The 21,812-nt window shown below is 33.6% G+C and carries 15 protein-coding genes; 2 read left to right on the forward strand and 13 right to left on the reverse strand.

All coding sequences use genetic code 11. The annotated features are described in order from the left end of the window. The 5 genes from AAFN75_RS15840 to AAFN75_RS15860 all read right to left on the reverse strand — a co-directional run bounded on the left by AAFN75_RS15840 (window position 1) and on the right by AAFN75_RS15860 (window position 4,780). Window positions 1-1,314, reverse strand: coding sequence for a DEAD/DEAH box helicase (locus AAFN75_RS15840; protein WP_411807273.1), 1,314 nt, complete (start codon window positions 1,312-1,314; stop codon window positions 1-3). A gap of 195 nt (window positions 1,315-1,509) precedes the next feature. Next, a complete protein-coding gene (locus AAFN75_RS15845) occupies window positions 1,510-2,850 on the reverse strand; it encodes a DEAD/DEAH box helicase (RefSeq protein ID WP_411807275.1) in 1,341 nt (446 codons plus the stop codon). A 371-nt stretch (window positions 2,851-3,221) separates the two neighbouring features. Further along, window positions 3,222-3,482: a hypothetical protein gene (locus AAFN75_RS15850; RefSeq protein ID WP_411807276.1), complete on the reverse strand. Its 261-nt coding sequence runs from the start codon at window positions 3,480-3,482 to the stop codon at window positions 3,222-3,224. 103 nt (window positions 3,483-3,585) lie between these two features. Further along, complete coding sequence (locus tag AAFN75_RS15855) at window positions 3,586-4,062, reverse strand: Hsp20/alpha crystallin family protein (RefSeq protein ID WP_411807277.1); 477 nt, start codon at window positions 4,060-4,062, stop codon at window positions 3,586-3,588. Between the two features lie 472 nt (window positions 4,063-4,534). Next, window positions 4,535-4,780, reverse strand: coding sequence for a cold-shock protein (locus tag AAFN75_RS15860; RefSeq protein WP_411807278.1), 246 nt, complete (start codon window positions 4,778-4,780; stop codon window positions 4,535-4,537). 181 nt (window positions 4,781-4,961) lie between these two features. On the opposite strand from AAFN75_RS15860, the gene AAFN75_RS15865 reads away from it, so the two are divergent. Both AAFN75_RS15865 and AAFN75_RS15870 read left to right on the forward strand, forming a co-directional pair. Further along, a complete protein-coding gene (locus AAFN75_RS15865) occupies window positions 4,962-5,531 on the forward strand; it encodes a Crp/Fnr family transcriptional regulator (protein ID WP_411807279.1) in 570 nt (189 codons plus the stop codon). 67 nt (window positions 5,532-5,598) lie between these two features. After that, window positions 5,599-6,339 (forward strand): acyl-CoA desaturase, encoded by a 741-nt coding sequence (locus AAFN75_RS15870; RefSeq protein ID WP_411807280.1) that lies wholly within the window; start codon window positions 5,599-5,601, stop codon window positions 6,337-6,339. 148 nt (window positions 6,340-6,487) lie between these two features. Here AAFN75_RS15870 and AAFN75_RS15875 read toward each other — a convergent pair whose 3' ends face one another. The 8 genes from AAFN75_RS15875 to AAFN75_RS15910 all read right to left on the reverse strand — a co-directional run bounded on the left by AAFN75_RS15875 (window position 6,488) and on the right by AAFN75_RS15910 (window position 21,735). Continuing rightward, a complete protein-coding gene (locus tag AAFN75_RS15875; protein WP_411807281.1) occupies window positions 6,488-7,042 on the reverse strand; it encodes a DUF4251 domain-containing protein in 555 nt (184 codons plus the stop codon). 61 nt (window positions 7,043-7,103) lie between these two features. Next, the gene (locus tag AAFN75_RS15880; RefSeq protein ID WP_411807282.1) at window positions 7,104-8,150 is read right to left on the reverse strand and encodes a glycosyltransferase family 9 protein; all 1,047 of its coding nucleotides are present in this window, start codon (window positions 8,148-8,150) and stop codon (window positions 7,104-7,106) included. 58 nt (window positions 8,151-8,208) lie between these two features. Further along, complete coding sequence (locus AAFN75_RS15885; RefSeq protein ID WP_411809292.1) at window positions 8,209-9,033, reverse strand: DMT family transporter; 825 nt, start codon at window positions 9,031-9,033, stop codon at window positions 8,209-8,211. Between the two features lie 16 nt (window positions 9,034-9,049). Continuing rightward, on the reverse strand, window positions 9,050-9,964 hold the full coding sequence (locus AAFN75_RS15890; protein WP_411807283.1) for an EamA family transporter: 915 nt from the start codon (window positions 9,962-9,964) through the stop codon (window positions 9,050-9,052). Window positions 9,965-10,018: 54 nt separating this feature from the next. Continuing rightward, a complete protein-coding gene (locus tag AAFN75_RS15895; RefSeq protein WP_144117991.1) occupies window positions 10,019-10,471 on the reverse strand; it encodes a cold-shock protein in 453 nt (150 codons plus the stop codon). Between the two features lie 254 nt (window positions 10,472-10,725). Next, the gene (locus AAFN75_RS15900) at window positions 10,726-11,412 is read right to left on the reverse strand and encodes a T9SS type A sorting domain-containing protein (RefSeq protein ID WP_411807284.1); all 687 of its coding nucleotides are present in this window, start codon (window positions 11,410-11,412) and stop codon (window positions 10,726-10,728) included. 17 nt (window positions 11,413-11,429) lie between these two features. After that, window positions 11,430-13,736 carry a hypothetical protein gene (locus AAFN75_RS15905; protein ID WP_411807285.1) on the reverse strand — a complete coding sequence of 769 codons (2,307 nt, stop codon included), beginning with the start codon at window positions 13,734-13,736 and terminating at the stop codon, window positions 11,430-11,432. A gap of 43 nt (window positions 13,737-13,779) precedes the next feature. Beyond that, window positions 13,780-21,735 carry a T9SS type B sorting domain-containing protein gene (locus tag AAFN75_RS15910; protein WP_411807286.1) on the reverse strand — a complete coding sequence of 2,652 codons (7,956 nt, stop codon included), beginning with the start codon at window positions 21,733-21,735 and terminating at the stop codon, window positions 13,780-13,782. Between the last annotated feature and the right edge of the window lie 77 nt (window positions 21,736-21,812).

The raw sequence follows: 21,812 nt of genomic DNA on the forward strand, positions 1-21,812 counted from the left end.
TTAAAGGATGGTAACCCGGACCTTCTTCTTTTTTAAACGTGAATTGTTAAGTTTGTTTACTAAATCGTCTGCTTTAGCTATCGGAATTGCTACAAAAGCACAATCTTGCTTGAGTTCAATAGTTCCTAATTCGTCTTTATTGATGTCACCTTGTTTAAAAAACAAGCCAGCAATATCACCTTTAGATATTTTATCTTTTCGGCCGCCAGAAATAAATAAGGTTTCCCAATACTGAGGTTTAACTGGGGCTTTCTTATTAATATTAATACCTTTAACATCTTGAATAAATTCAGGAAGACGTTGGTCTTGCCGTTTTAAAATATAAGCTGTTCCCTTAGAAGTCATTCTTGCAGTTCTTCCATTTCTATGAATAAACTCTTCTTCATGACGTGGCAATTCATAATGAATAATATAGCTCAATTCCGGAATATCAATCCCTCGTGCCGCCAAATCTGTGGCTAACAACACTTGCGATGTTCCGTTTCTAAATGTAATTAAAGAGCGCTCTCTTTCCTTTTGCTCCATGCCGCCAGAAAAACTACTATATCTAATTTTATTACGCTTTAAAAAGTTTGCAACCACATCAATACTATCCCTTAAATTACAGAAAATAATACCTTGTTCGTTACCAATATGTTGTAGCAAACCTAATAGCGTTTTAAGCTTATTTTGGTCTGGCGAAATCACTGTTTTAATAGTTAGTTTCGAAGCTACCTTTTCTTTTAAATAGTTTATAATGATGGGTTTATCCATTCTCACAAAACCAGGAATATTAACACCTTGAGTAGCAGAAGTTAAAATGCGTTTATTTAAACTAGGAATTTGACCAATTAAGGCTTTCATTTCATCTTCAAAACCATCCTCTAACGACTTATCGAACTCATCTAAAACAAGTGTTTTTATACTTGATTTATCAAAACGATTAGCATCAAAATGATCTAACAAACGGCCTGGTGTTCCTATTAAAATAGCTGGATTATGTTTTATTTCTATTTTGTCTTTAGACATGGGTCTGCCACCATAAACAGCATTAACTTTGTATCCAGATCCCATAGAACGAATAACCTGTTCTATTTGAATGGCTAACTCTCTAGAAGGTACAATTATTAAAGCTTGAATTTCTTCCGATTCTGGATTTAAACTTTGTAATAATGGCAATGAAAAGGCTAAAGTTTTTCCTGTTCCGGTTGGCGACAATAAAATAGTGTTAGTGGCTACTAAAATTATTGGAACCGCCTCTTCCTGCATAGGATTAAGCGCTTCAATATTTAATTTCTGCAAGATATCCTCTTGATTTTTAATACTATTTGCCATAATAATTTACGTGTGTTAATGCATTTTGAATTTTTATAATACCTACCAATTTTAGTGAGTTTTACTCATTTTTATGAGAGAAATTTGTACCTAAAATTAGTTTTCAATTTTAATCTGTCTTGATATAATTTCAATAAAAATCGGAATCACTAGAACTGACGAACAAAACTATATTATTAATTAAAATACATAATTCTATTTCTTTTTACCCTTTTTAGGATCATTCGATTTTGGTAGCACAGAACCAGTTTCCGCTAAATAATTGGCTAATATCTTATCCACCAATTCCTCTTTTGTTAAATGATGAAAAATGGTTTTTATTTTAGATTTAAAATCTTCCGAAACCTCACGATTTGGCTTGGTTTTAAATATTTTTTTAGCCCAAATTAAGCCGTTGTTCTCTTCGATGCTTTGTGCATCTGCTTTAACAAACTCATTAAACGTAATACCTAATTCGTTTTCAAATTCCGGTATTTCTTCAATTTCATCTTGCTGAATAATACTTAACGAAAGTCCTTTAGCACCTGCCCTAGCCGTTCGTCCGCTTCTATGCACATAGGCTTCATAGGTATCTGGTAAATGATAATTTACAACGTATTCCACATCTTTAACATCAATACCACGTGCAGCCAAATCTGTAGCTACTAAAATATCAATATAGCCTTCCCTAAATTGCCCCATTATACGATCGCGAATACCCTGGGTTAAACTACCGTGTATAGCACCAGATGAGAATTTATTTATAGCTAGTTTTTTAGCCAATTTATTTACAGCAGCCTTAGTTTTACAAAATATAATACCACGCTGTCCTTCTTTTGAGTTTAAAAAATGAAGTAAAACCTCTAATTTCTCAATAGGTTCTACAACCACAAATTGATGATCGATTCCTTGATGCCCAAGCGTTGCCATATCTGCTTCTATTTGCACCACGTGTTTAGACATGTAATTTTGCACCAATTGCTTAATAGCTCCTGGCATAGTTGCAGTAAATAATAATGTTCTGCGTGTTTTAGGGATGTCTTTTATAATAACATCAACTTCCTTTTTTAAGGCACTTACCATTTCGTCGGCCTCATCTAACACTAAATAGTTTATACTTTTAATATTTATGGCGCCACGCTGCATTAAATCCACCAAACGCCCTGGCGTTGCCACGACAATATGAGTGGGTGTTTTTAAGCGTTCTATTTGCGGTTTAATAGGAATACCACCGCAAACCGATGCTATTTCTAGTTCCGGACTATGCGCCGAAAATGCTACTAAGTTATTATATATTTGCTGCCCTAGCTCTCTTGTAGGCGCTAATATTAGCCCTTGTACGCCGTTGTTTGTTGTATCGATAAGTTGTAATAATGGTAAACCAAAAGCTGCAGTTTTACCCGTTCCTGTTTTGGCTAAAACTACAACATCTTTTTTTTGATTTAGAACTGTAGGAATTGTTTTTACTTGGATATCTGTTGGAACAGATATTTGTAAATCTGCTAACCCTTTTTGTAACTGTACGTTAATACCTAAATCGGAAAAGTTTTTTGACATAAAAATAATTTTGACAAAGGTAAGTATTAACCTTTAGCTGAAGTATTTATTAGTGATCTATGATTTTAAATATTTATAGGCTAATTATAGATATCATAATAAATATTAAATACTGAGATTAAACATCTGTTAGATAGCGCAATAGCCATATTAATTATATAACTTAAACAAAGAAAATATACTTGTAACTTATAAAAAAAGAATCAACAAATCGAGACGTTAGATAAGCCTAAAAAAAATAGTCCGACGTAAAAACTACGCGGACCTCTATGATTAGCTAATCTATATTTTGTTTTTCTATTATTATTTAAATTCTCTTTACTAATTAGAAGAGTAAATATTACAACAACATAAAAACTATTATAGCATAACTAGCTAAAACTTAATTTAGGCTGTGATAAAAAAAATTTGAACAAACCACCTGTTTCTATGGTTTTAATAAGTTTATTTTGATGGAACACTTCTGTGTTTCGTTCGCCATTTTTATACCAAACACATTCCAAATAGCAATTATAATCTACCACGCCTAATACAGCATCTCTTTTGGGTACATATTTTATGACTTGCATTTTTGGAGCTGTAAGCCTTCCTCTAATTTTTACCCAATCGCCAGATTTAAATTTTCTTTGCATACCATTAAAATTTTAAAAATTAAACAATTAGTAATAGAGAGGAGACCGATTGCGGTCTCCTTCCATACACTTGTTACTTGAATCTAAAATTTTAGTGACTCCATTACGAAATCTTAATGCTTCGGGCAGGTTTCTGTTTAGCTTCTTCTTTTTTAGGTAGAAGAATACTTAAAATACCTTCCTTGTAGGTTGCATTAATTTTTTCGTCGTTAACACTTTCTGGGAGTGTAAATGTTCTTTTAAAAGAAGAATAACCAAATTCTCTACGCGTATAATTTTCTTCTTTCTGTTCACTTTCCTTTTGGGTTTCTGTAGAAATTGATAATACCTTGTCGTCTATATCAATTTGGAAATCTGATTTTTTAAGTCCCGGAACTGCCATTTCTACAGTGAAATCGTCGGTACTTTCTTTAATATTTACTTTTGGTAAAGTGATACTAGTATTAAAGTTTGATGCAAATACTGATGGTAGATCTCGGTTAAAAATATCGTCTAACCAATTTGACAACGTAGGGAAGTTTTGATTTGAATTGCTGTTCGCTAAACTTCCGTTTTTAGGAACACTAACTAAATTGCTCATAATTACAAAATTTTAAATTAAACATTATTTCAAATTTGAAATCTTAATTGATTTCGATTTAAATAGAGCAAAAAAAATACCAAAATGAAAAAACTGTAAATTAAGCTAAATACGCTGTTAAAATAGTGTGTTTTTCTGTCAATTTTTCAGAATATCGATCTCTAGGTTTTTAATTAAAAGTCAAATTGACATTTTGAAATTAGTAGAAACTAAAACGTAATAAAAAAAGCCTAGGCAAATGCCCGCGCTAGGGATAGCAGTGGAAAGGCCACAGCCCGACGTTGAAGGTGCGAGAACTTGCAACCTTTTGGCTTTACTCAAGACAGGCTTCAAGCCTAACCTCCTATCCTGAGGAGATCCGAAGGGTATGGTTGCCTGCCTACCGCCAGGAACGAGCACAAATAACTTAAAAGTTTAGGCATAAAAAAACCACCTATAACAGATGGTTTTGTAACTTTTAGCAAGCTCTATTTTATTTTATAACGCGCACATTGGTGGCTATTGGACCTTTAGGACTTTTCTCGATAGTGAAGGTTACTTTGTTTTTTTCTCTAATCTTGTCTATAAGATTTTTGGTATGCACAAAGATTTCGTCGCCAGAATCTTTTACGGTTATAAAGCCGTATCCTTTTTTATAATTGAAAAACTTAACCGTGCCTTCTTTTAAACTCGTTTCCTTTTTACTGCTAAATAACCTGCTTATTAAATCTTTAATCAACTTTTCTAATTTTTATTCGACTTACAATAGTCTACTTATTTTTAATTTACTAAGTCGCAAAAATAGGATAAAAAAAAGGGTTTAGAAAAAATACATTGAATAATAGCTGTTAGTTTTTTAAATTAGAGGTAAAAGGTGTCTATATTCTTATATTTGTATACCAAATAAAGTAGATTTAAACTTGGAACAGATAAAAAAATATTTAGATCAAATTGCCACGATATCTCAAGCAGATTGGGATTTTTTTATGTCTAAATTAAAGCGTCGTGTTATCCCTAAAAAAAGCGTTTTTTTAAAGCTTAACGAGGTTGAAAATCATATATCCTTTATAGAATCTGGCGTGGTACGTTTATTTATACCAAAGGAAAACCCCGAAAAAGAAATTACGTTTGGTTTTAGTTTTAAAGACCAATTTGTAAGTGCTTACGATTCATTTTTAACGCAAACGCCATCTGCATACCAACTACAAGCCCTTACCGAAACCACAATTGTAAGTATAACGTATAACGATTTACAGGACGTTTATAAAACCACACAGATTGGTAATTTAATTGGCCGATTAACTGCCGAACGCCTGTTTTTACTAAAATCTAAACGCGAGCAAAACTTATTAAACCTAACTGCCGAGGAGCGTTACATGAAGCTGTTTAAGGAACGTCCAGAACTTTTAAAAGTAATACCTTTAAAATATATAAGCTCTTATATTGGGGTTACCGCACAGGCTTTAAGCCGAATTAGAAAACGATTATAACAAGCATTTATTGATTTAGGTTCATTGTTTAAAATACCACACGCTAGTATCTTTGTAAAAAAAAGTTATGTTAGTAGTCCTTTTTGTAATAGTGCTTTGGTATGGCGGCCTATTTTTTCAGTCGTTCTTTTTGCATCGTTATGCAGCACACCAAGTATTTACCATGAGTAAAACCATGGAGCGTATCACATTTGTATTAACCTGGATTTTTCAAGGTTCTAGCTACCTAAGCGCTTATGGATACGGTATTATGCACCGTATGCACCATGCGTATACAGATACCGATCAGGATCCACATTCGCCATCGCACGATCCTAATTTATTTGCTATGATGTGGCGTACAAAAACCATTTATCAAGATATAAATAAGGAGCGTATTGCTATAGACCAGCGTTTTACCAAAAACGTACCGCAATGGAAATCTTTCGATGCCTTTGCAAGTTCACGTTTTTCACGATTACTGTGGATTGGGCTTTACATACTCTTTTTCGCCCTATTTGTAACCGCTTGGTGGCAATGGCTTTTACTTCCTGTTGCTTTTTTAATGGCACCAATACATGGTGTTATTATAAATTGGTTTGGGCATATTTACGGGTATGTAAATTTTAAAATGAAAAACACTAGTAAAAATCTATTCCGTTTCGATTTTTTAATGATGGGCGAAGGTTACCATAACAACCACCATAAACACGCTAACAGAGCTAATTTTGGAGTAAAATGGTACGAAATAGACATAACCTATCTTATTATTAGATTGCTAGATGCCGTTGGTTTAATACACCTTAAACCCATTCCTGTAAAAAAATAGACATTTGGGCGTTACCCTAAAAAGAGTCAGGCTTTTATTCATGATTTTTGCATTTATGTTTTTGTATTCATGAACATAAATGTTTCAGTACAAGTCCTCGCTCCTCCTACGTTGGGCTGTGTGCTTTCCCTTACAACTCTTAACGCGCTTACTTGCTATCTTTAGAGTCTGCAGTAGCCGTTAGTGCACCCGAATAAGAAATTGAATTTCTAGAGTTACCCGATATTTGTATTTCTGCTTTTAAACTAGGGAATACAACTATTTGCCCTTTAAATTTTTCACCTTTACTTTTTGCATCAAACGTTATGGTATACGTATTGTTTTTACCTTCTGTAACATTATAGTCCTTTATTAACCCTTCTAACTCAATCGAGCTATCGCCACCACCATAATCTACACCCATTTGGCGCTCACCAAAATAAGGTAAATGCGAAGAAATACTATCGCCTTTAATAGTCAAGAAATTATAATTACCAATTAAACTAATTACACCACCTGCATTATCTGGTCGCATAATACCAGAATTTAAAACCTGTTGCATGGCATTGGTAATTAAAGGATATGCCCTATCCGATTCTATTGTAAAGTTTTTACTAGCTATTAAATTATCAAAAGTTTGAATTTCAGACTCCGAAAACTTAACTGTTTTACAAGATAAAACCATTGTAAATACTAATATTAAATATAGAAAATTCGCTTTCATTTGGAGTGTATTAAAAGATACACACTAAAATTACAACAAATAAATTGAAACCAATTTTTAATTAATTTAGAATGGCATTTATGGCCGCTATCCAATCTTCCATAGTCGTTTCCTTGGTATGTAAAGCAACACTTCCATTGCCGTAAGGCGCATAAATATTAGGGTTTGTAACCGAGAAGAAACCTACGCAAGGTGTTAACGACGCGCTAGCCAAATGCATAACGCCATTATCGGCCGCAATAAAAATACTTGTATTGTGGATAATAGCCCCCATTTCTCTTAGATCTTTACTATAAAAGTGAGGTGCTTTAAAATTAATTTTAGAAATATTTTCGATAGGTAGCATTTCTATAATATTGTAATCTGTGTACTCTTGTTTTAATCGGCTGTAAAAGGTTTCCCACCAATCTTCCGAATAACACTTAGCTCCCGTAGCATTCGTGTAAATACAAATGGTTTTTTTATCGTTTTTAATAATATCTTTTAGAATAGCTTTACCGTTATCTATTTCGGCATCATCAAGTTTAATGTTTAAAACGGGCATTTCGATATTTGCTTTATCCAAGCCTATTTTGGCTAAGTAATGTCTTAAATTATAAATAGGATATTTCGAAATATGTTCGTGATCTGGATAGGTGGTTTTTATACTATCGTCAATATCGCCAAAAACCTTAACTCTTGCCTTAGCCATTTTCGTTAGCAACCTTCCTGAAGATGAGTTTTTATCGGCATTAATAACCAAATCGTATGTTTTCTTTTTAATAGAAATCCAACTTTTAGAGTATTGAAATAAGTTATTAAAAGGCTTCTTAGGCAGTTTTATAATCTTATTTATTTGGCTGTAGTTTTCAAATACAGGGTGTGCTACACCGCCTTTTACAAATAAATCAATTTCGCAGCCATCAAACGTATTTATAACCTCTTGCACAAGTGGCGTTAATAGTAATTGATTTCCTAAACGATGGTTAGGCCTTATTATTAAAACGGTTTTAATTTCAGAACTATTAATTTCACCCTTTTTAGGTTCGGTGTATGAGCTACCAATATTTTTGGTAATGCTGCGCATAATTTTTCTTCTGTAATTGTTAACTCGCGTTTTAAAACTCATGAAATAAAATGTTCAAATAAATTGCAGTAAAATTACGAATTATATTGTCCTTTATAATTTAATGCTTCGCTATTTTTTTGCCTTTATAAATAATATTTAGTACTAAGCCAGCTATAATTAATGCGATACCTAATAAACTCCAAAACGTGTAAATTTCGCTAAAAAAGAATACGCCAAAAAGCAAAGTAAAAATAACCTCTAAATATTTTAGTGGTGCTACTTGAGTTGTAGATGCTGCTTGTAGTGCTTTGGTCATATTTACTTGCCCAAAATATCCAAAAACACCTAAAGCTAATAATAAAGCCCACTCCTTTCCTACTGGCTGCACCCAATTGTTAATGGATAACAAACCACCAACAATCGTGGAAATAACTAAAAAGTAATTAACCACAACAACAGGATGATCGCCTTTACCTATTTTACTAATTATAATATAAACTAGACCAATAAAAATTGCCGAAATAAAAATTAGTGTTAAACCAAACCAATTTAATTCGGTATCGAATCCTTTTAAGATTATAACACCAGCAAAAGCCATGGCGAAAAATAGCCATTGTAAGGCTTTTACTTTTTCTTTTAAAAGAAAAACAGCAAAAATGGCGGCAAAAATTGGTCCCATATAGCGTAACGACACTGCGGTTCCTATAGGCAAGTATTTGGTAGACATAAAAAACAAGGTCATAGATACAACACCTACAAGGCCTCGTAAAACCAATAGTTTTCTATTGTTTCCTAAAAAAGGAATTTTATTTTTTAAGAGAAAGCCAAATGTAAAAAACAAAGAGCCAATAGATCTGAAAAATACAATTTGGTAGGCACTAATGTGCGTTAAATATTTTACTGTTGCATTCATACAAGCAAAGGCCATAGTGCTTATAATCATAAATTTAATAGCTTGCTTAACGTCCAATACTTCTTAATTTAAAAAGGCGTTTTGTATTTATAAAATAAACACCAGTTAACAAAATTCCGGCTGCAATAATGGATTGTAAAGTTATTTGCTCGTCTAAAACCCACCAACCTAAAACTAAAGCAATAATAGGATTTACATAAGTAGATGTTGCTACTTTTTCGGGAGACACTTCTTTTAAAAGATAATTGAAAGCTGTAAAAGCAACAATACTTCCAAATAGAATAAGACCACCCATAGCCCATTGTACATCATTCTTCCAAACATTTGGCAACGACCACGGTTCGTTTAAACATAAACTTACAATACACAGCATAATACCACCAGTAAGCATTTGATATCCTGTATTTACAAAATGATTTTTTGGTAAATCGGCATTTCCAACAAAAATACTTGCATAGGCCCAACAGAGCATACATAAGAATATTAGAATCATGCCTAATATTTGCCCTTCCTTATTTATTATTTGATTTTGGCTAACTAATAAAAAGATACCTATAAACCCTAAAACAACACCAATGTAAGACATGGTTTTAATCTTTTTCCCGAGAAAAATGCGCATCATGATAAGAACAACCAAAGGCTGTGAAGAAATCTCTAAAGCAGCAAAACCACTATCTATATATTTTAAAGCCACAACCGCTAACCCATTTCCTAGGGTTAAAAACAATAAACCTGCTATACAAGTATTTATAAATTGCTTTTTGGTAATAGTTAAACTAATACCTAAGCTTTTTGCAATAATAAAAATGATAATACTTGCAACAAGAAACCTAACGGCTGCAAGAAAAAATGGTGGTAATTGTGAGACTGCTATTTTATTAAGCATATAGGTAGATCCCCAAATAACATAAATAGCAAAAAAGGCTAAAATTATAAGAACCGTTTTACGCGATGCACTCATATTTTAGCCTTTTGTATAATGTATATTCCTAGCATTACACTAGAAAAAAAATTCTTAAATCTTTTTAACTCTAACGGCGTTCATTCCTTTTTGCCCACGTTCTAACTCGTAAGTTACTTTGTCGTTTTCCTCGATATCCTCAAGTAAACCACTAACATGCACAAAATATTTTTCTTGGTTTATACTATCTAAAATAAAACCAAAACCTTTAGAATGATCAAAGAAAGATACTTTCCCTTCTTTGTTTGCTGGCTCTTCTTCTTCTCTATCTTCTTTCTTAGGGATACCTAATTCAATACTTTCAGCTTCAACCTTTTCGCGCATTGCTGGGTCTGGCGGCGTATCTGTTAAATTTCCATTAAAATCTACATAAGCAAACTGAATTCCTTGTGGGTTTTCTTTAGCTTCAGCTTTTCTAGCGTCTTTCTTTTTTTGCTTTTCTTCTCTCTTCTTTAAGCGCTTTTTTTCTTTTTCAATTTTGTTAAATGTTACTTGCGATTTTGCCATAGTTTAAATACTCCTACTGGGTTTTAATATTAATATAGAACAAAGATACGCCTTATTTTCATGATGTTATAATATTCAGCCCATTATTAAGCTTTCACAATCGCAAATAACTTTATGACGTTAAAATAAGTCGTTAGGCGTTATAGCAAAGCAAATAACGCGTTCATTTATACTTTGTATAGCCTTAAAAAAATAAGGTATCACATCATTTAATATGTAATACCTTATCTAGTATAGTTGTTAATGTTACAAAATTAATTGTTTACTATAAATTTCTTGATAGCAACTGTTGTATTCGAATTATCAATTATTTTTGCAAAATAAACCCCTTTTGAAAGGCTATTTACAGAAATTTCTTGAAGGCTATTATTCGATAAGGCTGAAGTCATGATATTCTTCCCCATTACATCGATTACAACTAGTTCCTTTAAATTATTAATAATAGCATTATCGAATTTTAGGTTTAGAACATCCGATGCAGGATTAGGGTAAACATCCAAGTAATTATTTAAATTAAATGCTCCATTTGATAAACTTTGAACAGACCCTAATTTAAGGTAATAATTAAGTTCTACACCATATTTTTCAACACTATTTCTAACAATAAACTCTTCTGTTGTTAAACTCACCACTTCATAACTAGCATCATTAATAGAAAAGCTATTTCCTGAATTAGAAAACGCCCAAGTTTTAGTTTCGGTAGCACTTTCAAGGGTAACCAATAGTGTGCCAGAAGTTTGAAAATCATATTTAAAACCATCAAACTTATTATTCAATTCGTTTTCACTATTAAAATTATATAAATCTGTTCTTTTTCCAGACTCTTCATGTAATACATATTGTTCTTGAACCGCCCAAATTTTTCCGGTTAATGCATCAATATTTTGTGCTTGCATATATATTGCTTGAAGTAATATTATACATGTAATTGTATATTTCATTTTTTATTTTTTTTAAATTATTCAGATAATGTTTCGAATGCTTTTCTTAATCTAATGTCTAGGTTTTTAAATAGAACCACTCCCATGATGGTATTAAGTTTTCCTGAAAACTCTCCAAGTTCACCTTTACAGAAATGAAGCCCCTCACCTATAGTTCTAACATAAACCTCTCCTGTTTCTTGATCTCGCAATACTGTTCTTGTAATTTTACCAGGATGAAAATAATGTCCTTCTTTTGTGTAGTTTGTAATGGTATAATTAGTATCATCTATATGCATTATAACAGGATCATAAAGTGCAGATTCTAAACCAAGTCCACTATCACATAATTCGTCGTCTTTTATTGATTTCAAAAAAGAATCATAATAATCCATAAAAATTGCCCTTGCTTCTGACGCTGAAGGGTTATTATAGAGTTTATAAGTAGTGTTTTCATGTAATGATTTTGTTTCATTTACTTCAACTTGCGAATTATAGTAATTTACAGTTTGTAATTTAAGCCAATGAAATTCATTAATATCGATAAGAAAACCAGCCGCTGTTTTCCAATCATTATCTAAAATATCATAATCACCAAAAACATCTTGTCTTTCATTCATAAGCTCTTGAACCGAGCTTATATGTTCTGTTTGAGAATTAGATAAATCTTCAAATATTTTAACGTGGCTATCATCGACTTCTCTTAAAAAGTCGTCTCCTAGAACTTCTACAGGTAAATCGTATGGAATTATAGCTTGAAATCTAGCTTGCTCCTTAAGAATATGAAAAATATTCTCTACTGTTCCGTATTTAGATTCTCCGCCACTAATTTTTGTTGTTATTTGATAACGATGATATGTTTTGTCTCCGCTTGCTAATCCTTCATTGATTTTGTTTTCAACTTCTATAACAGTCTCATTACTTGACAAGTCTTGAGAGTTAGTACATTGTTTTAAACTTGCATCAACTGAAAAATTACTTGCAAGGTCTCTCCATAAGTTAGGACAAACACCAACATTATCATCAAACTTAATAAACCCGAGTTGCGAACGCATAATACCATTATCTGTGGCAATCCATTGTATACCATTTTGTTGAGATACACCGCCAGTTATGTTGTTTGAAGCCATATCTTCATCAACAATAGCAAATGGACTATTAGCAATTTGATCTGTTTTACTATAAAATGTATATGACGATTGCTCATTTACTGGACCTCTACCATCGTATATTAATAATCCTTTATTGGTACCTAGAAATACATTTCCGTATTCATTTTTCCATGTGGCATTATCGTTAAATCTTGTTCCAGAAGGAATTATTTGACTAGCATTTCCTGAAGGGTTCATGTAAGTCCACTCCATGCCATTATATACCGAAAAACCTTTACCACTAAAACTTGTTGTTACCCAAATTCCTTTTTCATTATTGGCACAAAGTCCATTAATTATACCACCAACAGGGAAATTCATTTGATCGAAAGTGAATGATTCATTTGCGAAACTCCCGTTAAAATTATAATGCAAAATTCTATTTTCCATTCTAACATCTGGATTATCATGAATGGCATAGCTCCAAGCACCAACCCAAACTCCTGTATCATCAGAAGATATGGCTTGCAAATTTCTAGTTTGAGCTGTTTGACTGGCATCTGGATTATATGTGAATGCAGGATAAGGTAATTCGGGTGCTTGATTGCCTTCCTGATAATCTTTCCATGTACTTACAGATTCAAACAAACTAGCGTTACTAAATCTATAAGAAATAGTACCCGGAGTTACTATATACACGTAAGGACTTGTTAAAAATAATTGATGATATCTTTGAGCTGCCCAAACTGTATTATTCTTATCGGTAGTAACCGATCGAACATCTCGAGTGGCTAAACCATCATTTTGATTAAAAGCAAGTCCTTGGTTAGCATATCCTCTAGCATCAGTATCGGCATAGTAATGTGAAACACTCATAGCACTATTTATAAGCTCCATACCACCTTGAGTTTCATTCGTGCTTATTCCGGCATGACCAACCCAAATATTTCCATTTCCATCGCCCGACATACTCTGAATTCTTAAATTGGAAATATCAGGACCTCCAGATGCACTTGCAGAAAACGAAGAGAAATCTCCGTTAGGAGCCCCATCTTCAGATTGCATATAAAATACACCTTCTTGATTGGTTCCTCCCCAAACGCGTTTATTTATACTATCATAAGCAATAGTTGTAAATGCTTGACCTTCTTTATAGGTTTTAAACCCAAAGCCGAGGTCTTCTACTTTTAAATCTTGACCGTAAGTAGATGTTGCCATAATAAAGGCAAATAATAATTGTAGTTTTCTATTCATATGTATTACTAATTTTGACAGTTTTAAAGTTAATTAATTGTCATTATCGTTTTAGCGTAAAATGCCCGTTAAATGCTCTATGTTTATCGCTAAATGTTTCTTTAAATTCTATAGTAAACCAATAATCTGACGTTGGCATGACTTGGCCTTTAGCCTTTCCATCCCACCCTATTCCGTAAGGGTTTAATTGATTTAAAAGCTTACCGTAACGATCATAGATATAAATGTAAACATCGGTTTGAAATTCTCTAGAAATACCTTTAGGAAGCCATGTATCATTATAAGAGTCATCATTTGGTGTAAAGAATTTTGGTATACTAATTACCGATATTTTTTCTTGCACAACACCACAGCCATTTCTATCTCTTGCATAAACAGTATGCAGTCCACCTTCTACTCTAGTAAAAGCATTATCATCTTGATAAGGACCATTTTCGCTATCTAAAGCATACTCATAATCACCTTCGCCTGAAACATAAACCGTTAGACTGTTAATATCCATAGCATCTTGAATATCGATACTTTCAATTGTCGCAATATTGGAAGGTAAAACGGTTATAGTACGGCTTTTTGTACATCCGACTGTACTCGTAATATCCACATTATACACGCCTATTTCATTAATTTCTATAGTAGGAGTTTGCGCTCCTGTACTCCAATTGTAGGTGTAATTGCTAGGTGAATCGCCAATTATTCCGCCCTCTAAAGTCATGGTGTCTGGATATGTATTTAAACAATAAATTGCCGACTCATCGGCTTCAATAATTGGAAGATCATTAACAATTAATAAAACCTCATCAATACCAAAACAGCCATCTGTGTTTTCTACTCTAGAATAAATAGTTTGCGAATACGCTTCTTTGTTTTCATAATTCGTATTAAGTGCATTTACTATATTAAAAGCATCATCATAAGTTTCGTAATACACTACTTGCGTGTTTGCAGGTAAACCGCTAATAACTTGAGAATCGGCCAAGGATACATCGAAAGTATTAAAACCATCTTCCGAGTCTAATTCATCACAAAGTTCAAGTATCGCAGGGTTTGGATCAATAAAACTTGCATTTAAGGTAAGTTCTGCAACATCAAAACATCCTGTATCTTTGTCTACAATTTTCACGTATAAAACTTGAGGGGTTGCGGTGTTTGTAAACGTTCCTGTTTGCTCATCCAAATCATTATCTAAATCATCTTGCGATAAGTAAAAATGCGTAGTTACGTTGCTGTTGCTATTGGTTAAATCATCATCGTAGTCGTGTAAATTAAACTGCATAATGCCATCGGCATCTTGGTAATAATCGCATTCGGTAATACTTGTTGGAACTACTTCTGGTAATGGTAATTCTTCAACCTCTACATTAAATGTGTCTGTACAACCATTATCGTCAATTAAAGTTACGCTGTAAGTTCCTGCTGTATCAACTTCAATACTTTGCGTAGTTTCTAGTGTGCTCCATTCGTATTCTTCGTAATCTGCACCAATATCTAAAGTTACCGTTGTTCCTGCGCAAAAGGTTGCTTTTGTTAGTGTTGGCGGCGTAATATGTATGGTTTCAATATTAAAAGAGGTTATATTATCACATTTATCAGCCACAAGAACACGCACATAAACCGTTTGAGCATCTGGTGTAATGTTTTGATGCGCCGTTGGTTCTGGAATTTCATTCTGTTCTAGATTGGCATCAATCCTTGAATTGTAATAGCGATAGGTTGCTCCAACTTCGGTTGAAACTAGGGTTTCAAAACTGGTTAAATCGAAAATAGTATAGGTATCTAAATCATCATCACAAGCTTCTAAAACCTCGCTTACAACATTAACAAGTGCACCTGCTTTATGGCTTACCTCGACCGTTGCAATGTAAGCACATTCCAAATTGTTTTCTACTCTAACAAATACATTGTGGTTGTTATTTGGTATGGTATAATTGCTTGAAATAGCATCGGTTTGTGTTTCTGCTAAACTTTGCGATGTGTAATATTCGAATGTTAAACCTGTAACATCTGTAACAACCAAAGTATTTAATTCGGTTAAATTGAAGCTGTAATTACCATCAAAATCGGTGTCGCAAATTTCGTAAGTATTGTTTGTTACAATTTCAAAACTACTATTTAATGTTAGTGTGGTTGAATCAAAACATCCTGTATCATTATCAACAACTTTTACGTATATAGTTTGTGGGTTTGCGCTATTTGTAAACGTTCCTGTTTGCTCATCGAAATCATTATCCAAATCATCTAGCGATAAGTAAAAATGCGTAGTTACGTTGCCGTTGCTATTCGTTAAATCATCATCGTAATCGTGTAAATTAAACTGCATAATGCCATCGGCATCTTGATAATAATCGCATTCGGTAATACTTGTTAAAACTACTTCTGGTAATGGTAATTCTTCAACCTCTACATTAAAGGTGTCTGTACAACCGTTATCGTCTATTAAAGTTACGCTATAGGTTCCTGCTGCATCAACTTCAATACTTTGCGTGGTTTCTAGGGTACTCCATTCGTATTCTTCGTAATCTGCACCAATATCTAAGGTTACCGTTGTTCCTGCGCAAAAGGTTGCTTTTGTTAGTGTTGGCGGCGTAATATGTATGGTTTCAATATTAAAAGAGGTGATATTATCACATTTATCTGCAACTGATACACGAACATAAACCGATTGAGCATCTGGTGTAATGTTTTGATGTGCCGTTGGGTCTGGAATTTCATTCTGTTCTAGATTGGCATCAATCCTTGAATTGTAATAGCGATAGGTTGCACCAATTTCCGTAGAAACTAAATTTTCGAAACTTGTTAAATCGAAAATGGTATAGGTATCTAAATCATCATCACAAGCTTCTAAAACCTCGCTTACAACATTGACAAGTGCATCTGCTTTATGGCTTACCTCGACCGTTGCAATATAAGCACATTCCAAATTGTTTTCTACTCTAACAAATACATTGTGGTTGTTATTTGGTATGGTATAATTGCCTGAAATGGCGTCGGTTTGTGTTTCTGCTAGATTTTGAGATGTGTAATATTCGAATGTTAAACCTGTAACACCTGTAACAACCAAAGTATTTAATTCGGTTAAATTAAAGCTGTAATTACCATCAAAATCGGTATCGCAAATTTCGTAAGTATTGTTTGTTACAATTTCAAAACTACTATTTAGCGTTAGTGTGGTTGAATCAAAACATCCCGTATCATTATCAACAACTTTTACGTATATAGTTTGTGGGTTTGCGCTGTTTGTAAACGTTCCTGTTTGCTCATCGAAATCATTATCCAAATCATCTAGCGATAAGTAAAAATGCGTAGTTACGTTGCCGTTGCTATTCGTTAAATCATCATCGTAATCGTGTAAATTAAACTGCATAATGCCATCGGCATCTTGATAATAATCGCATTCGGTAATACTTGTTAAAACTACTTCTGGTAATGGTAATTCTTCAACCTCTACATTAAAGGTGTCTGTACAACCGTTATCGTCTATTAAAGTTACGCTATAGGTTCCTGCTGCATCAACTTCAATACTTTGCGTGGTTTCTAGGGTACTCCATTCGTATTCTTCGTAATCTGAACCAATATCTAAGGTTACCGTTGTTCCTGCACAAAACGTCGCTTTTGTTAGAGTTGGCGGCGTAATATGAATAGTCTTAATTCCGAAAGAGGTTATATTATCACATTTATCTGGTGCTGACACACGAACGTAAACCACCTGTGAGTTCGGGTTAATATTTTCGTAAACCGAAGGATTTAGTATTTCACCCTGCTCTAATTTGGCATCATTTTGCGTATTAAAATATCTGAAAGTCGTGCCGGTTTCAGTAGTAAATAAATTTTCAAAAGATGTTAAATCGAAAAACGCATAGTTATTTAAGTCGTTATCACAGGATTCCATAACTTCAGAAACCATCTCAACTGCTACAGAGGTTTTAATATAAATGGTTACCGTCGTTATTGATTTACATCCAAATTGATTTACTACATGAATGTAAATAATATGATTATCATTAGGAATAGCATATTTAGAAATGTTGCTTATAGCATCTTCTTCTGCTTCAGCGTCATCTATACTAGTGTAATATGTAAAGTCTAAATCGGTTTGATCTTGAATGATTAATGGATTTAAATCGGTTAAATCTAAGGTGTAAAAGCCATCAAAATCGGTATCGCAAATTTCGTAAGCACTTTCAACTAATTTAGGAGTAGCTAATGCTTTTAGCACCACTTTTCCAATGGAAAAACAACCTGTTGCTAAATCATCAAACCGAACAAAAACGTTGTCCGATTCCGATGCCGTATTATGATTTTCTGGAGTAGTAATTTGGAAACTTGTATTTTCGGTTTCTGCACCAGCTAAATCAGAATAATAACTAATAGTCAATCCGCTTGTATCTGCTAACATATCGGGAATAGCTGTTGTTAAGTCAAATTCTTCAGATAAGTTATAATCATCATCACAAGCCGTTAATTCTACATCTTTAACGACCACAGGAAATGTGAAATCTAATCCTATTTCAGCTATAGAAAAACAACCAGTAACTCTATTTGTAACACGAACAAAGATAGTTTGAGGCACAGAAGTAATTAAATAATTTGAAGATATGGCACCAGAATTATTAATAGCATTAGGTTCGTTTCTAAAATACCGAAATGTGTGGTTCTCCGGGTCCGGAATAATATTAGGATTGCTAAGGGTTAGATTGTATCGTTCTTCCGCATCGGTAAAATTATCGCATACAATAACATTTACATCAGTAACTACTGGAGCGGATTGTAAATTAAAATTTATTGCGCCAACTGTATTACAATTATCTGGAGCAGCAAGATTTACAAAAAGCTCTGTTGTATCTGTTATTGTAGATTCTGAAATAGGATCACTTAAAGCAGTGGCATTACTTAAAGAATTATAGTACGTAATAGTAACTCCAGGTTGAGAGCCTAAAATTTGAGAATTAAATTGCGATAAACTCACGTTGGTTTCGATACCGTCATTATCAAAATCACAATACGTTATTTCATCATTTCTTATTTCGGGAACAGGCACAATGGATAAACTAATTCGAGATGTTGTATAACAGGTTGTTGCAGCGTCGTACAACCGAACATAAACCGTTGTGTTTGTAGATACCGGATGTGCTATTGGATTTGCAATTTCGTTGGCTACGTCGCCTTGTTGTGCTTCTGCTAATGTTGGATAATAGGTAGCTGTATAATTTAAATAATCGGGTGTAATAACGGGTAAAGCATCGTTTAAATCGAATAACTCTTCACTATTATTATCTGTGTCGCAGGCTTGGAGGGTAGCATTACTAGTGCTTACTCTTGGATGAAAAGACAATGTAATGGTAGTTTCTGTGGTACAACCATCTGGTGTAGTAACAAAAACATTAATTATGCGCGTTGGCCCTACAACAGTAAACGTGGTTGGATTATTTATGGCTGAACCATAGGTATACTCATAAGCAAATGTTGCACCAGGTTCTGTTGTTATATCTGTCTCATATTGGGTTAAATCATGGACTTCTCTGTTGTTGTAAAATTCATCACAAATAGTATCTGTAACCGCGTTTAAAAGTATGGTAGATTGAAAATCTAATGTCACCTCTACTACGCTATAATCTTCTTCTTTACTTTCAAAAACCAAAGCAATTCTTGCATAAATTACGGTTGCTGTTGTAATATTAATTTGAGTTATAGGATTAATAACAGTAGCACTATTAGCATCAGATTCTAAAACATGATAAGTAACTTCCATGTATTGTGCATCATCATAACCGGCTATTAAATCGTCATCAAAATCACTTAAGGTTACCAGTTCTTCCGAATCGTTAGCGCTATCACAAACTTGAAAATCACCATTTCCAGAACCACCAAAACCAACAGACTCTAAAAGGATATCGCCAATTGTAATACAACCCGAAGCCGTATTAGTAAATACGACAAAAACTTCAGTTTCTGGATTTGTTACCGCAAAATTAGCTGGATCTGAAACTAAACTACTAGGATCTTGAGTTTGCGCACCTGCAAGTGTATCGTGAAATTGATAAGTTATTCCTGTTAAATCGGCAACCATATCATTTACAGAATTGGTTAAATCGAAAATAGTACCCGAACTTACCTGTGTGTCATTCTGCACGGTAACCCCTTCTATATACGTAAAGTTTATTGGATAGATTTCCACACAGCCAGCACTTGTATATGTACGCACCCAAATGCTACTTACACTATTTAAAACATAAGTTGAAGGATCTATTGGGTTCGAGACGCTAGAAGGATCGAAAGGATACAGATTTCTATCTGCCCAAGATTCATATAAATGATAACTGAAGTTAATTGCTTCGGTATTGTTAGCTTGCACATCGCTTTCATGTTGGGTTAAATCATATATAGCTATGTTAGAACACAATGTAACCGGAATAGGTTCTACAACAGGAACTGGAAAAAGAACTATAGGAATTTCTTCCACGTTAGGACAGGTAGCATTTGGTTGCAAAGTGAATCTAACAAAAACAGAATCGCCATTTGCCGCTGTTAAGCTTGTAATTGGAAATGCATTATTATCCGCATCATTCTGATTTGCGTGATAGGTCATGTTGACTCCTGTCTGCCCTCCTATTATTTGGCTCGTGTAATTAGCAAGGTTTATAAACTCAGAATTATCATTAGCTACATCGCAAAGGGCAATTCTTGATAATTGGCTAGTTCCTAATTCTTCTAAACTTATACTTAAAATCCCAACATCAAAACAGCCCACACCACGTTGAAGTCTTACATATATAGTTTCATCTGGATTTGTAAGTGTATAGGCATTAGGATTTAATATAGGATTATTTTCTAATCGAGCATCAGCCAAATTATTATAATAACTTAATACTAATCCGGTTTGCGTGCCCACCATTAAAGGATTATAAGTTGTTAAATCAATGATTTCGGCACCTATAACATCTACATCGCAAACTACGGTACTATTATCAATAGCAATTGGAAACAAAAGATCAATTTCAACATCAATCGTGTCTTGTAAAACAATATCTGCACCAATACACATATCGTAAGTAACGGTAGCTGTATATGTTGTTGTTTCTTCTGGACAAATAGTAATTTGATCGCCTGTTCCAATAAGCGCATTACTTGCGTTTCGCCACTGTACATTTGTTACTGGCGTACCATTGGGCGAGAATCTCCAAGCTTCGTTAGTGGCGCTCCAAACACTTGTGTTTCTATCTACAGGCGTTGTAGCTACGGTTCCATCGATATTCTGAATACCAATAAGTGCGTTTTTTCGATAATCAGCCGATGCACTAGTTTCGCAGTTTAATGGTTTTTCTCTTATGTAAACTTCAATAATATTTGACCCCTCGTATAAAACAATTTGCGAAGTCGATCGGCTAACTTCGCAATTAAAATGATTTAAATTTTCGTAACTAATAACAAATGCTCTTGAAGGTGCTGTACCTATTGTGTATGTTTTTATCTCGCCACATTCATTTTCTGGTGTTCCGGGATCATTTGTACAACCAAAAACATTATTATCATTAGTTAAATCGTGGTAAGCACCAAAAATGGCGTTTGTTGGCATAGAAGCATTTGGTATACTACCTGCAAAAAATGGACTATCGGCAAGTGCTAAAGTAGTATTAAAGCTAATTATTCCGTTATCACCAATTAAGAGTTGGTTGTAACCTTCAGTATAAAAACAAAAATCGAAAGGCATGGGTAAAACGGCACTCCATTTATCATCGCCAGAAATACTAATTAAAGTTTCGTTTGTTAAGCCTGTTAAATTCGTAAAAGGAATAGCGTTTACCTCATAAGAAGTTGTTTCGCTTATAATAGTGTAATTTGCTTCTAAATCAAAACACCTATCGGCATCTACAGGGTAATCGCAATCTACAAAAACAGCATCGCCTCCTTGACTATCGGTAACCTCGATATAAGGCGAATTATCTTGAGAAAATGAAAAAAAGGGAATAAAGAGCAGTACTAAAAGGAAAAATCTTAACAGCATTAAAAATTCTTTATGAGGGATAAACAATTTAATATGATAAACTACCGAAAAAACACCCATAAGTTTTACCCCTGTAA

This window comes from Algibacter sp. AS12, from assembly GCF_046736315.1.
GTDB lineage: Bacteria > Bacteroidota > Bacteroidia > Flavobacteriales > Flavobacteriaceae > Algibacter_B > Algibacter_B amylolyticus.

What these genes read in the sequence shown, in the direction of transcription:
- AAFN75_RS15905 (WP_411807285.1), bottom strand. Translation starts at nt 13,736, where the DNA reads ATGAATAGAAAACTACAATTATTATTTGCCTTTATTATGGCAACATCT.
- AAFN75_RS15900 (WP_411807284.1), bottom strand. Translation starts at nt 11,412, where the DNA reads ATGAAATATACAATTACATGTATAATATTACTTCAAGCAATATATATG.
- AAFN75_RS15850 (WP_411807276.1), bottom strand. Translation starts at nt 3,482, where the DNA reads ATGCAAAGAAAATTTAAATCTGGCGATTGGGTAAAAATTAGAGGAAGG.
- AAFN75_RS15910 (WP_411807286.1), bottom strand. Translation starts at nt 21,735, where the DNA reads ATGCTGTTAAGATTTTTCCTTTTAGTACTGCTCTTTATTCCCTTTTTT.
- AAFN75_RS15890 (WP_411807283.1), bottom strand. Translation starts at nt 9,964, where the DNA reads ATGAGTGCATCGCGTAAAACGGTTCTTATAATTTTAGCCTTTTTTGCT.
- AAFN75_RS15880 (WP_411807282.1), bottom strand. Translation starts at nt 8,150, where the DNA reads ATGAGTTTTAAAACGCGAGTTAACAATTACAGAAGAAAAATTATGCGC.
- AAFN75_RS15855 (WP_411807277.1), bottom strand. Translation starts at nt 4,062, where the DNA reads ATGAGCAATTTAGTTAGTGTTCCTAAAAACGGAAGTTTAGCGAACAGC.
- AAFN75_RS15845 (WP_411807275.1), bottom strand. Translation starts at nt 2,850, where the DNA reads ATGTCAAAAAACTTTTCCGATTTAGGTATTAACGTACAGTTACAAAAA.
- AAFN75_RS15885 (WP_411809292.1), bottom strand. Translation starts at nt 9,033, where the DNA reads ATGATTATAAGCACTATGGCCTTTGCTTGTATGAATGCAACAGTAAAA.
- AAFN75_RS15870 (WP_411807280.1), top strand. Translation starts at nt 5,599, where the DNA reads ATGTTAGTAGTCCTTTTTGTAATAGTGCTTTGGTATGGCGGCCTATTT.
- AAFN75_RS15840 (WP_411807273.1), bottom strand. Translation starts at nt 1,314, where the DNA reads ATGGCAAATAGTATTAAAAATCAAGAGGATATCTTGCAGAAATTAAAT.
- AAFN75_RS15875 (WP_411807281.1), bottom strand. Translation starts at nt 7,042, where the DNA reads ATGAAAGCGAATTTTCTATATTTAATATTAGTATTTACAATGGTTTTA.
- AAFN75_RS15895 (WP_144117991.1), bottom strand. Translation starts at nt 10,471, where the DNA reads ATGGCAAAATCGCAAGTAACATTTAACAAAATTGAAAAAGAAAAAAAG.